The organism is Polynucleobacter campilacus, assembly GCF_002206625.1.
In the GTDB taxonomy this organism is placed as follows: domain Bacteria; phylum Pseudomonadota; class Gammaproteobacteria; order Burkholderiales; family Burkholderiaceae; genus Polynucleobacter; species Polynucleobacter campilacus.
The window spans coordinates 763,614-776,771 of the sequence record NZ_NGUP01000003.1 but is presented as its reverse complement, the minus strand read 5'-3'; the positions used below and the strand labels follow the sequence as shown (position 1 = coordinate 776,771).

Genomic DNA, 13,158 nt, shown 5'->3' with positions numbered 1-13,158 from the left:
TTAAGGAGCATCTAGCTTAAAGCGCCGCAGCAATTCTTATATTTTTTACCGCTACCGCAAGTACAGGGGTCGTTACGACCAATCTTTGGTCCTGTACGCGCAGGCGCAGGCAAAATATCAATCGCATCACCACGATCCCCAGTTGAGCCGGCCACTTCTTTATCAGGATCAGCATGTTGGTACTGAACATCGGCCAATTTAGCTAAATCATCATTCATCGATTCAGCAGCTTGATCTAATTCACTAGCACTTCTAATCTTGACAGTCATGATGTTTTTCACAACATCATTCTTGATCACGCTCAGCAATTCGCCATACAACTCAAATGCTTCGCGACGGTACTCTTGTTTTGGATCTTTTTGAGCATAGCCGCGCAAATGAATACCTTGACGTAAATGATCTAAGGCTGCCAAGTGCTCGCGCCAATGGGTGTCAAGACTATAGAGAAGAACAGAGCGCTCAAATCCAGCGAAAGACTCTCGGCCGGACAGGTCGACCTTCTCATCATAGGTTTCTTTAGCAGCCTGTAGTACACGATCCACAATCTCTGCATCATCTACTGTCTCAGCACCATCAACCCAATTACGTAAGTCGATAGTCAAACCCCAGTCGCTTGCTAATGCATTTTCAAGTCCGACTAAATCCCACTGCTCTTCCATAGACTCAAGAGGAACATAGAGGGAGCAAATCGAGCGTAAGACATCTTCACGCAAATTAGCAATTAATTCACCAATATCTTTACTTTCGAGAACTTCATTTCTTAAGCGATATGTCTCTTTACGCTGATCATTCGCAACGTCGTCATACTCTAATAGCTGTTTACGAATATCAAAGTTACGACCTTCTACCTTACGCTGTGCAGACTCAATGGAGCGGGTCACCATGCCAGCTTCAATTGGCTCACCATCAGGCATCTTCAAGCGCTCCATGACAGAGCGCAAACGATCCCCGGCAAAAATACGCAACAATGAATCGTCCAAAGAAAGATAGAAGCGGGATGAACCTGGGTCGCCTTGACGACCGGAGCGGCCTCGTAATTGATTATCAATACGACGGCTTTCGTGACGCTCTGTACCAATGATGTGCAAGCCACCAGCAGCAAGAACATGATCATGCAGACCTTGCCACTCATCTTGAAGTACTTTAATCTTGCTTGCTTTTTCAGAATCAGACAATGCAGAGTCGGCTTCAATTAAAGCGGATTGCTTACCTACATTGCCACCAAGCACAATATCCGTTCCACGGCCAGCCATATTGGTAGCAATGGTGATCATTTTTGGACGGCCCGCTTGCGCAATAATTTCCGCTTCACGTGCGTGCTGTTTGGCGTTCAAAACTTGGTGCGGCAATTTACGTTGGTCGAGTAATTTCGCGATCAACTCCGAGTTCTCAATCGAGGTAGTGCCCACCAGTACCGGTTGACCACGCTCATAACAATCCTCGATATCCTTAGTGACAGCGTCATAACGTTCACGAGAAGACTTAAAGATTTGGTCTTGACGATCTTTACGCTGACTAATTCTATTGGGTGGAATGACTACTGTTTCAAGGCTGTAAATCTCTTTGAATTCATATGCTTCAGTATCAGCAGTACCTGTCATGCCAGCTAACTTGCCATACATGCGGAAGTAATTTTGGAAAGTAATCGTGGCAAGCGTCTGATTCTCATTCTGAATCGCGACACCCTCTTTCGCCTCAACTGCTTGGTGCAGACCATCAGACCAACGGCGACCCTGCATTAATCGACCAGTGAACTCATCAACAATAATGACTTCTTTGTTTTGCACAACATAATGTTGATCTCGGTAATACAGACAGTGTGCGCGCAATGCTGCATAAACGTGGTGCATCAAGGTAATATTTTGTGGGGCGTACAAAGACGCACCATCATTTAAAGCGCCAATCTGCACCAAGATCTCTTCAGCTTTATCGTGGCCCCGTTCGGTCAAATAGACCTGCTGCGTCTTTTCATCTACCCAATAATCACCAGGCTTCTCAACGCCAGTACCATCTGCCTTTTCTTCGCCAATTTGGCGCTCTAAGTAAGCTGGTAGTGCATTGATTTTGATGTAAAGATCAGTGTGATCTTCAGCCTGGCCAGAGATAATCAGCGGTGTACGCGCTTCATCAATCAGAATTGAGTCAACTTCATCAACAATCGCATACGCCAAACCACGTTGTACGCGCTGACCCAAGTCCTGAACCATGTTGTCGCGCAAATAGTCAAAACCAAACTCGTTATTAGTACCGTAAGTAATGTCTGCTGCGTAGGCTTCTTGCTTGGCCTTGTGATCCATCTGAGATAGATTGACGCCGACCTTCATACCCAGGAAGTTATACAAGGCAGACATCCATTCAGCATCACGCTGTGCCAAATAATCATTTACCGTCACAACATGTACGCCGTTACCAGTTAAGGCATTTAAATAGACTGGCAGTGTTGCCGTTAAGGTTTTTCCTTCACCGGTCCCCATCTCAGCAATCTTGCCTTGATGCAAAGCGAGGGCGCCCATAATCTGCGCATCGAAATGGCGCATCTTCATGACGCGAACACTAGCCTCTCGAACCACTGCAAATGCTTCTGCAGAAATATCTTCTAAAGTCTCTCCGCTAGCTAGACGAGTTTTGAACTCGGCTGTTTTAGCAGCAAGAGCAGCATCATCTAAAGATTGCAGGCTTGCTTCAAAAGCAGCAACCTTGGCAACGACTTTGCGATACTGTTTTAAGAGGCGGTCGTTACGACTGCCGACCAGGGTTTTAAGAAGACCGATTACCATGGGATATTGAATAAAATGAAGTCCTTGAGTTTATCACTCGCAACCCCATTTTTTATGAACCTTGCCCGTAAACCGCCTCGTAACCATTCTGCCCATGACTGGATGGAATACCTACGTGAATCCAATGGTCTTGGGAGTATTCTGGCTAAAACAGAGGATCTAAGCAAGCTAAAGGCTAAGCTCTTTCTGGCCTTGGAGTCCCTAGATATGGGGCACTTGAGCCCAAAAATTGAAGCTGGATGGCGCTCAGGGGCTCAAGAAGAGCTTTTTTTACTGGTTGGTAGCGCCAGTATCGGCACCCGTCTACAGCAAGTTTTACCTAGTTTAATCAATGAGTTAGGAAAAATTGGGCTTCATTGCAAGGCTATTAAAGTCAAAGTTAAGCCGACTTCCCCAGACTGGGAAGTGAAACTTAGACAAAACCCAAAAAATATCCCCCCTAGAGGCTTGAATGCTGTGGCAAAAAAGTCATTGCAAGAGCTAATAGAAAAACTTCCACCAGGATCTGAGCTAAGAAGTGCGGTTGAGCGCCTGCTACAAAATAAATCTAAATAACTAAATAATTTTTAGGCCGCCCTAGAAAAAGAGGGGTTGACTCTCTTGAGAATAGGCTGCTGGAGCCTTGGCTTCTGAGAAAGACTCGATGGTATAGGAACTTGGGTCTTCTAAAAGCTTACGCAACAGGGCGTTATTCAGAGCATGGCCTGATTTCTCGGCTACATAAGCACCCACAATAGGGTGACCAACTAAATATAGATCCCCAATCGCATCTAAAATTTTGTGACGTACAAACTCATCTTCATAACGCAACTCTTCGTTATTCAAGATGCGGTGCTCATCTAAAACAATCGCATTATCCAAACTACCGCCGCGAGCTAGGCCCATCTCACGCAGGGCCTCTACTTCATGGGCAAAACCAAAAGTACGTGCGCGACCAATTTCACTACGGTAGGCGTGCTCTGCAAAATCTACAATAAAACGTTGGCCAGTTTTATCAACTGCTGGGTGTTTAAAGTCGATTGTGAAATCTAACTTAAATCCAAAGAAAGGCTCTAAGCGTGCAAGCTTATCGCCCTCCCGCACTTCAACAGGTTTCTTAATCACGACATACTGACGTGGTACATCTTGCTCCACAATTCCAGCTGATTCAATTAAAAATAAGAATGAAGCAGCACTACCATCCATGATAGGTACTTCTTCATCATCAAGCTCTATCAATAGATTATCTAAACCAAGGCCAGCACAGGCAGATAGCAAATGCTCGACAGTTGAGACGCGCACGCCATCCTTCTGAATAACTGATGCAAGCCTGGTATCACAAACAGCTAAGGCAGTTGCAGGAACTACCGACTGCTCGGCAGTATCAACACGCACAAACTGAACCCCTGAATTTGCCGGTGCAGGCTTAATAGAAATAGTCACCTTGCGGCCAGAATGCAAACCAATGCCTACAGTCTTTACTGGAGTAGCAATGGTTCTTTGTTTCATCATGGTGAAATTTCTAAATTCAGGGGGTTATAGCTAATGACTTAAAACAAATTACAGTTTTTTCAAAATAGAAGCAGCGTCACTAACCTCAAACTTACCAGGAGCTTCGCGATCTAGAGATTTCACTACTCCGTCCTCAACAATCATGGCATAACGATCTGAGCGAACGCCTAAACCACGAGCAGTAAGGTCTAGCTCTATACCCATCTTTTTAGTGAACTCGGCACTGCCATCGCCCATCATACGAATCTTTTTACCAACTTTTTGATCGCGGCCCCAAGCTCCCATAACAAAAGGATCATTCACAGAAATACACCAGATCTCATCAACACCTTTTGCTTTAATCGCATCATAGTGCTCAACATATCCAGGCACATGCTTTGCAGAGCAGGTTGGCGTAAATGCGCCAGGCAATGCAAAGATCACAATTTTTTTGCCAGCGACAAGCTTCTCAACTTCAAAGGCATTTGGCCCTAAGGAGCAGCCTTCGCTCTCTTCATTAAAAAATTCATAAAGAGTAGCGTTTGGTAATTTTTGTCCAACAGTAATCATGACATCTCCAATAAGTAATTGTTAGTAAATATGCCAACGCAAGCGCAGGATTCGTCGTCCGGAGGGTCGCCGCGCTGGCATTTCGCAATTACCTATTGTATTGAGGTTTAGTTAGTCTGCTTGTTTACGTAAAAAGGCTGGAATTTCATAGTAATCAGCCCCCTTGTCCAACATGGATTTAGCCTGAGGAGAGCTATCCGCACCTAAAGTCGGTGCGGGAGAAGCCTCACGGGAGCTACGGAATACCCGCGGTAAATCATATTGACTGTAATCAACGCCACTAGTAGCTGCGGGTGCTGCCATTGATGGAGCAATACCAGAACTAGTCGAGGCCATGCCTGCAATGGCAGTCATGGCAGAATCTAAGCCCACCTTGCTCATAGCAGCAGAAGCGCTAGTAGGAGCAAAAGTGTTCAGGTCAGCCATTGTTGGCATTGCATCACTAGTACCAGTAGCCTGTCTCCACACTACTTCTGGCTGATGGTTGTGACGAGCTTGAGGATTATTCAGGCCAGTAGCAACTACAGTCACGCGCAATGCATCACCCAAGCTTTCGTCATACACAGTGCCGAAGATTACAGTTGCATCATCAGCAGCATAGCCACGAATAGCGGCCATGACTTCGCGGGTTTCAGATAATTTCAATGAACGGTTAGCAGTAATATTCACTAATACGCCACGTGCTCCAGATAAATCAACACCCTCTAGCAGCGGAGATGCAACTGCGGCTTCAGCAGCCAAACGAGCACGATCCATACCAGAAACGGTTGCTGTACCCATCATAGCTTTACCTTGCTCGCCCATCACAGTCTTCACATCTTCAAAGTCAACGTTGATCAAACCTTGAACATTGATGATTTCTGCAATACCAGAGACCGCGTTGTGCAATACATCATCAGCACAAGCAAAGGCTTTATCAAATTCAGCATCTTCACCCATCACTTCAAAGAGTTTTTCATTAAGTACAACAATCAATGAATCAACATAAGACTCAAGCTCTGCAGCACCATTCTCTGCAACTTTTAAGCGCTTTACGCCCTCAAAATCAAATGGTTTGCTGATAACACCCACAGTCAAAATACCCATTTCTTTTGCCACTTGAGCAACGATTGGGGCTGCGCCAGTACCGGTACCACCACCCATACCCGCAGTGATGAACACCATGTGGGCACCCTGCAAAGTATCTGCGATACGAGCACGCGCCTCTTCTGCAGAAGCCGCGCCAATTTCGGGTTTTGCACCAGCACCTAATCCGCTAGAGCCCAGTTGCAAATTCACAGATGCCTCAGAATGCTGTAAGGCGCCAGCATCGGTGTTCATGCAAATGAACTCTACGCCACTCACACCACGACGAATCATATGCTGGACAGCATTGCCACCAGCTCCACCGACTCCAACCACTTTAATAATGGTTTTGCCGGCTGTATCTTGATCTAACATTTCAAATTCCATATACCCTCCTAGGTAAATAACTTACTGCATTGACGACGACGAAAAAAGCTTAAAAATTTCCTGCAAACCATTCCTTCATGCGCGACATCACTCCTTGCAACGCGCCTGATTGAGAAACACGACGACCACGCAAAAATTGCGCTTGGCCTTCCATGAGTAAACCAATGCTGGTAGCGTATCTGGGGCTACGAAGAACTTCATGTAAGTGACCACGGTATTCAGGCGTACCAATTCGAGCTTGTCTCAAAAAGACTTGCTCAGCCAGTTCAACCATGCCCGGCATTAGTGAAGTACCGCCAGTGAGCACAATTCCGGAAGAAACCATATCTTCATACCCAGAATCACGGACTACACCCCTCACCAAAGTAAAGAGCTCTTCAACGCGTGGCTCAATCACAGCGGCAAGTGCTTGCTTAGACATTGGACGTGGCTCACGATCTCCCACCCCAGGTACATCAATCATGGCATCTGAATCAGCCATTTCCTGGCGTGCAATTCCATGTGCGATTTTCAAATCTTCCGCATCAATCGTGGGCGTCCGCAATGCCATTGCAATATCGTTAGTAATTTGATCGCCTGCAATTGGAATCACTGCTGTATGACGAATTGATCCCTGGAAATAAATGGCGATATCTGTTGTGCCCCCACCAATATCAACCAAAACAACACCAAGTTCTTTTTCATCGTCAGTGAGGACGGCTAAGCTTGATGCTAAGGGCTGCAAAATTAAGTCGTTGACTTCTAGACCGCAACGGCGCACGCATTTCACAATATTTTGTGCCGCGCTGACAGCGCCAGTCACGATATGAACCTTCACTTCTAAACGTAAACCACTCATACCAATGGGCTCTCGTACATCTTCTTGGCCATCGATAATGAATTCTTGAACCAGGATATGCAAAATTTGCTGATCTGTTGGGATATTGATCGCCTTAGCAGTTTCTAGAACACGCTCAACATCACCGGCACCCACTTCTTTATCACGTATAGCAACCATGCCACTCGAGTTAAAGCTCACAATGTGGTTTCCAGCAATGCCCGTAAAGACTTGAACAATCTGTCGGTCAGCCATCACTTCAGCCTCTTCTAGCGCCTTCTGAATCGACTGTACTGTTGCTTCAATATTGACGACGACACCCTTTTTTAAACCCTTAGATGGAGTTTGACCCACACCAACAACATTGAATTGGCCATCAGGAGTTAACTCCGCTACCAAGGCAACCACCTTGGAAGTTCCTATGTCTAAACCTACCAACAGGTCGCGATTATCTTTACTCATTCACATTCCTCATTGCTTCAACTCACTTTTTTTTCCATCCACTTCATTCCTTTTCATGCTTCCAGAAGCAAGATGTACAGCGAAACCATTTGCATAACGCAGATCTACAGCATCAATTCGATTTGCCCATTTCTCCTGCACTTGAGGCCAGTACTTAAATAGGCGGGCAATCCGTTCCTCAGTTAAATTCTTATCAGAGCTCTCTTCATCGCGTCCAAACTCCACTTTGATTCCATTGGACAACTTGACGTGCCAGGCGTAACGCTCAGTTAACGCTAGACTGACAACTTCAGCATTCCAAGGTTTAAACCAGTTATTGGCTTTTTCATAAAGACTCATCACCTCCTTACCAGCATCATCTGGGCCTGAAAAATCCAGAAGGCGTTTGTCATCCACAATCTCAGAAACACGACCAGCAAACAGCTCACCATATGAATTCATTAAAGTGTTGCTACCTTCTCCGCCCCAAATAGCAAATGGCTTTTGCTCTTCAATATTGACAATCAATCCATTAGGCCAAACTCGACGGACATTAGCGTGTCGCACCCAAGGCATGCTCTCAAAACCCCGTTTCACATCTTCTAAACGTACGCTAAAGAAATTACCTTGCACGGTTTCGATTACCTGACGCTTCACGAGAGATTTATTAATATGCTGAAGTGTTTGTCCAGCAACAGGCTCCACCTGAATTTGCTTCAAAGTAAAGACAGGTCTCTGGCTTAACCAAATCAGAGCCCCAACTACAACTATCACGATGAGGCAGCGTATCAAGAAACGGCTAAGCTTTTGCATCCGCTCAGGATGATTCCAAAGGGGAGACATGATGGCAGAGAAGATCTCTCCGAATCGGTCTAAAAGCGTACTCATGCAGTAGTACCCTCTTTTTGTTGCATAGTTTGATTGAGCAACCACAAGACTAAGTCTGCATAACTAACACCAGCAGCTTTGGCTGCCATTGGCACCAAGGAATGTGAAGTCATGCCTGGTGAGGTATTCATCTCCAGTAAATAAGGTTTACCAGTTTTTTGATCTAGCATCACATCAGCACGGCCCCATGTGCGGCAACCCAAAGTTCTATAGGCAGCCAAAGCTAATGCTTGAACGCACTCATTGACCTCAGGAGCAAGCCCAGTGGGGCACAAGTATTGGGTTTCATTTGAGAAATACTTGTGATGAAAGTCGTAATTGGCTTGCGGCGGAATAATTTTAATCACCGGCAATACTTCTGCTGTGTTGCCCTGACCAACCAATGGGCACGTTAACTCATCACCCACAATATAAGTCTCAGCAATCACTTTTTTATCTAATCCTGCAGCAAGTTCGTAGGCGGCCGGTAATTCATCTACAGACTTCACCTTAGTTAAGCCAAGTGAAGAGCCTTCATGTGCTGGCTTCACAATTAAGGGCAGCCCTAATTTTTTAACGACTGCATTCCAGTCGCTATCTACAGTGAGCTCTTCAAACTCTGGAGTTGATAAACCATTGCTTAACCAAATTTGTTTAGTTGCAATCTTGTCAATTGATAAAGCAGAAGCCAATACACCGCTACCGGTATAAGGCAGATTCAATAAGTCTAATAAACCTTGGATTGTTCCATCTTCACCATAGCGACCATGCAAAGAGATGAATACACGATCAAATTTTTCTTTTACTAGTTCTGTTGGGCATCTTAGGCCTGGATCAAAAGCGTGGGCGTCAACACCCTTAGAACGTAAAGCCTCCAAAACACCATTACCTGACATCAGTGAAATTTCTCGCTCACCAGAACGCCCACCTAATAGCACTCCAACGCGGCCAAGTGATTTGACATCCAACTTGGATAGCTGAGACTTCACGCGATCACCCCACGCGCCAAGGCCTGTATCTAACTTAGACACTCTTTGCCTCCGCCAAGGTATGTGGCAACGCTGAAATTGATCCAGCGCCCATCGTAATTAAGACATCGCCGTCTTTTAACACCTGAGATAACTTTTCTGGCATCTCAGTAATATTGGCCGCAAACACTACAGCGGCAGAATTTAAGGAGCGCTTTGCAATCTTCTCTTCTGCAAGTACCGCCTTCATCAAACTCTTGCCATCCGCACCTGGAATTTTTGCTTCTCCGGCCGGATAAACCTCAGTCAATACTAAGGCGTCAAAATTTCTGAGGACCTGAACAAACTCTCCGAAACAATCTCGTGTTCTAGTAAAGCGATGTGGCTGAAACGCTAATACCAAACGGCGATCTGGGAAGGCGCCTCGAGCGGCCTCTAAGGTTGCTGCCATCTCTACTGGATGGTGCCCATAATCATCGATTAATGTGAAGCTACCTCCAGAAGCTAGGGTAATTTCGCCATAACGCTGGAAGCGACGACCAACACCACTAAATTCAGAGAGTGCTTTGGTAATAGCCTCATCGCCAACGCCTAGCTCTGTAGCAATACCAATTGCAGCTAAAGCGTTACGTACATTGTGCAAACCAGGCAAGTTGAGCGTCACATTCAGCGGTCCGGGCTTATTACCGTGCCTACGAACTGTGCGACGCTCTACCGTAAAGTGCATACGGGTTCCATCGGCGCGCACATTACTAGCTTTTATATCTGCATCTTCTGATAACCCGTAACGCAGCACGGGCTGAGATACAAATGGAATGATGTCGCGCACATTAGCATCATCAATACATAACACTGCTACACCATAAAACGGCATACGCTGAATAAATTGCACGAAGGCTTGCTTCAATCTCGCCATATCGTGCTGATAGGTATCCATATGATCAGCATCAATATTGGTAACGACTTCCATTGCTGGGAAAAGCTGTAAGAATGAAGCATCAGATTCATCCGCTTCGACCACAATGAAATCTCCGCGACCTAAACGAGCATTAGCGCCTGCAGAATTCAACTTACCGCCAATGACAAAGGTTGGATCTAGACCGCCTTCAGCCAACACAGAAGCAACCAGACTCGTTGTAGTGGTCTTGCCGTGAGTTCCGGCAATAGCGATACCTTGCTTTAAACGCATTAACTCACCCAACATCACCGCTCGCTGAATCACCGGAATCTTAGCTGCACGTGCCGCCAGAACCTCAGGGTTATTTCCAGCTACAGCAGTTGAAATGACCACCGCTTCTGCGGTACCAATATTTTTAGGATCATGGCCAATATGAATGACTGCGCCCAATTCCTTTAAGCGCTTTGTTACCATGCCATCAGCCAAATCAGATCCAGATACTTGATAACCTAAATTCAGCAATACTTCAGCTATGCCGCTCATGCCAGCACCGCCAATACCGATGAAATGGATTTGCTGCACGATATGTTTCATACGCCCACTCCTGCACAATCAGCACAAACCTCAGCCACTCGCTGAGTTGCATGTGGTTTAGCTAAAGCGTGCGCACGTAAGGCTATTTCCTTTAGATCCGCACGATTAAAGTTTTGAATCATCAATGCTAAATCTTGTGGATTGAGATTTTGCTGTGGCAATAAAATAGCCGCATCCGCATCAGCTAAAAATTTTGCATTAGCAGTTTGATGATCATCAATTGCAAATGGGAAAGGAATTAAGCAAGAGGCAACGCCGCACGCAGATAGCTCTGATACCGTCATTGCTCCGGCACGGCAAATCACAAGGTCTGCCTGTGCATAAGCAGAGGGCATATCATCAATAAAGGGAAGAACCTTGGCCTCAACTCCTAAATCAGCATAGCGCTTTTGCAAGTCAGCCAAATGCTTATCACCCGCTTGATGAATGACCGTAGGGCGCGCATCTTTAGAAATCAATTTCAATGCTGCGGGAATGTTTTCATTTAAAGCAGCTGCGCCTAAACTGCCACCCACCACCAAGATAGATAAGGGGCCTTGACGCTGCTCATAACGCAGTGCTGGTTTTTGGATGTGATCAAATTCTTCACGTATTGGATTACCAACCCACTCAGCATTCGCCATCGTATTCGGAAAACCCGTTAATGTGCGCATTGCAATTCTGGCAAGGGCTTGATTAGCGCTACCTGCTACAGAATTAGCTTCATGCAACACTAAAGGACGCTTTAATAATTTAGTTACTAAACCACCTGGAAAGCTAATGTAACCACCCATACCTAAGACTACAGATGGTTTTAAACGACGCATAATCTTCCAGCTTTGAATACAGGCGCGCATTAAATTGATTGGTAACATCAATTTAGCTTTGAGGCCTTTACCACGCAAACCACCAAATTCCACCGCTTCAAATGGAAAATCGCAAGACTTCACCAAGCGATATTCCATACCATTTTGATTACCTAACCATGAAACATTCCAGCCGCAGATCCGCAAATATTCAGCGACAGCAAGGCCCGGGAAGATATGCCCACCAGTACCACCAGCCATCACCAAAATCGAGGGTTTTGTCACAACTTCCCTCCACGCATCAAAATACGATTCTCATAATCAATACGAAGCAGCATTGCAATCGCAATGGTATTCATCAAAATTGCAGATCCGCCATAACTTACTAATGGCAATGTCAAACCCTTGGTTGGCAATAAGCCTAAGTTCACGCCCATATTAATAAAAGCTTGCCAACCAATCCAGATGGCCACGCCCTTAGCTGCAAGACCAGCAAAACTCCGATCTAATTGCAAAGCAGTACGCCCAATTAAGAAAGCGCGTCGTACGATCCAATAGAACAAGAAGATCATCACAACCACACCAACGAAGCCCAACTCTTCACCAATCACCGCCATGATGAAATCGGTATGTGCTTCAGGTAGGTAATGTAATTTCTCTACACTGCCACCAAGCCCAGTACCAAACCACTCACCACGACCAAAGGCCATCAAGGAATGTGTTAACTGATAAGCCTTGTTGGCTGCATTATCTGCCTGCCATGGATCAACAAAAGCCATGATTCGTTTTTGTCTAAAGGGGGAGAGTGCAATAATCGTGACGGCACTTGCAATTCCAACAAAAATCAATCCACCAAATAACTTAGCATTAATGCCACCCAAGAACAAAATTCCAAATGCAATTAAAGCGACTACTATGAATGCGCCCATATCAGGCTCAGCCATCAAGAGGCCGCCAACTAGAGCAACTGCAATACCCATTGGCAGCATACCCTTAACAAAAGATTGCAAATATTCTTGACGTTGAACTGTGTAGCTTGCTGCAAAAATAATAGCTGCAAACTTCATTAACTCAGATGGTTGGAAGTTCATTAAGCCCAGCGGAATCCAGCGCTTAGCCCCGTTGACGCCTTTACCAATACCTGGAATTAACACTGCAATTAATAGCAGCACGGTAAAACCAAAAATCAGAGGGGAATAACGATCCCACATCTTGGTTGGGATCTTAAAAGTCCAAATACCGACTCCAATAGCAATTGCCAACGAGATCGTATGACGAATTAAGAAAAAATTACTGCTGTAGTTTGCATACTTAGGACCATCCGCCAAAGTAATAGATGCTGAGTACACCATTACCAAACCGATCAACATCAGAGAAAGGACTGCCCATACAAGCAACTGATCGTATTCCATCATGCGTGAACGAGTTTGCTCAACTCCGGATACCGCGTCCCTTAATCCAGTGCGGAAGTTATCAATACCGCCTCGAGAAAAATTCCAGAAGCGATCCAAGCCTAGGC

General features: G+C 45.5%; 11 protein-coding genes. 1 reads left to right on the top strand and 10 read right to left on the bottom strand.

All coding sequences use genetic code 11. The features are described from left to right. Positions 1 to 11 precede the first annotated feature (11 nt). Positions 12 to 2,777, bottom strand: a complete 2,766-nt coding sequence (gene secA / locus CBI31_RS07455) for a preprotein translocase subunit SecA (RefSeq protein ID WP_088525732.1) — start codon at positions 2,775 to 2,777, stop codon at positions 12 to 14. Positions 2,778 to 2,801: 24 nt separating this feature from the next. On the opposite strand from secA, the gene CBI31_RS07450 reads away from it, so the two are divergent. After that, positions 2,802 to 3,332 carry a hypothetical protein gene (locus CBI31_RS07450; RefSeq protein ID WP_240553792.1) on the top strand — a complete coding sequence of 177 codons (531 nt, stop codon included), beginning with the start codon at positions 2,802 to 2,804 and terminating at the stop codon, positions 3,330 to 3,332. Between the two features lie 21 nt (positions 3,333 to 3,353). Here CBI31_RS07450 and lpxC read toward each other — a convergent pair whose 3' ends face one another. The 9 genes from lpxC to ftsW all read right to left on the bottom strand — a co-directional run bounded on the left by lpxC (position 3,354) and on the right by ftsW (position 13,150). Further along, a complete protein-coding gene (gene lpxC / locus CBI31_RS07445; RefSeq protein WP_088525731.1) occupies positions 3,354 to 4,268 on the bottom strand; it encodes a UDP-3-O-acyl-N-acetylglucosamine deacetylase in 915 nt (304 codons plus the stop codon). Between the two features lie 48 nt (positions 4,269 to 4,316). Next, positions 4,317 to 4,817, bottom strand: coding sequence for a peroxiredoxin (locus CBI31_RS07440; protein ID WP_088525730.1), 501 nt, complete (start codon positions 4,815 to 4,817; stop codon positions 4,317 to 4,319). A gap of 111 nt (positions 4,818 to 4,928) precedes the next feature. Further along, the gene (gene ftsZ / locus CBI31_RS07435; RefSeq protein ID WP_088525729.1) at positions 4,929 to 6,269 is read right to left on the bottom strand and encodes a cell division protein FtsZ; all 1,341 of its coding nucleotides are present in this window, start codon (positions 6,267 to 6,269) and stop codon (positions 4,929 to 4,931) included. A gap of 49 nt (positions 6,270 to 6,318) precedes the next feature. After that, positions 6,319 to 7,548: a cell division protein FtsA gene (ftsA, locus tag CBI31_RS07430; RefSeq protein WP_088525728.1), complete on the bottom strand. Its 1,230-nt coding sequence runs from the start codon at positions 7,546 to 7,548 to the stop codon at positions 6,319 to 6,321. 9 nt (positions 7,549 to 7,557) lie between these two features. Further along, entirely contained in the window at positions 7,558 to 8,415 is an 858-nt protein-coding gene (locus tag CBI31_RS07425) for a cell division protein FtsQ/DivIB (RefSeq protein ID WP_088525727.1), read from the bottom strand. Continuing rightward, on the bottom strand, positions 8,412 to 9,383 hold the full coding sequence (locus tag CBI31_RS07420; protein ID WP_169709868.1) for a D-alanine--D-alanine ligase: 972 nt from the start codon (positions 9,381 to 9,383) through the stop codon (positions 8,412 to 8,414). The genes CBI31_RS07425 and CBI31_RS07420 overlap by 4 nt, the downstream gene beginning before the upstream one ends. A 34-nt stretch (positions 9,384 to 9,417) precedes the next feature. After that, on the bottom strand, positions 9,418 to 10,854 hold the full coding sequence (gene murC, locus CBI31_RS07415) for a UDP-N-acetylmuramate--L-alanine ligase (protein ID WP_088525725.1): 1,437 nt from the start codon (positions 10,852 to 10,854) through the stop codon (positions 9,418 to 9,420). Then, positions 10,851 to 11,924: an undecaprenyldiphospho-muramoylpentapeptide beta-N-acetylglucosaminyltransferase gene (murG, locus tag CBI31_RS07410; protein WP_276207128.1), complete on the bottom strand. Its 1,074-nt coding sequence runs from the start codon at positions 11,922 to 11,924 to the stop codon at positions 10,851 to 10,853. Before murG ends, murC begins: the two co-directional genes overlap by 4 nt. Beyond that, positions 11,921 to 13,150 carry a putative lipid II flippase FtsW gene (gene ftsW / locus CBI31_RS07405; RefSeq protein WP_240553840.1) on the bottom strand — a complete coding sequence of 410 codons (1,230 nt, stop codon included), beginning with the start codon at positions 13,148 to 13,150 and terminating at the stop codon, positions 11,921 to 11,923. The genes murG and ftsW overlap by 4 nt, the downstream gene beginning before the upstream one ends. Positions 13,151 to 13,158: the final 8 nt, after the last annotated feature.

Coding starts and splice junctions, on each gene's coding strand:
- secA (WP_088525732.1), bottom strand. CDS start 2,777: ATGGTAATCGGTCTTCTTAAAACCCTGGTCGGCAGTCGTAACGACCGC.
- lpxC (WP_088525731.1), bottom strand. CDS start 4,268: ATGATGAAACAAAGAACCATTGCTACTCCAGTAAAGACTGTAGGCATT.
- CBI31_RS07440 (WP_088525730.1), bottom strand. CDS start 4,817: ATGATTACTGTTGGACAAAAATTACCAAACGCTACTCTTTATGAATTT.
- ftsZ (WP_088525729.1), bottom strand. CDS start 6,269: ATGGAATTTGAAATGTTAGATCAAGATACAGCCGGCAAAACCATTATT.
- ftsA (WP_088525728.1), bottom strand. CDS start 7,548: ATGAGTAAAGATAATCGCGACCTGTTGGTAGGTTTAGACATAGGAACT.
- CBI31_RS07425 (WP_088525727.1), bottom strand. CDS start 8,415: ATGAGTACGCTTTTAGACCGATTCGGAGAGATCTTCTCTGCCATCATG.
- murC (WP_088525725.1), bottom strand. CDS start 10,854: ATGAAACATATCGTGCAGCAAATCCATTTCATCGGTATTGGCGGTGCT.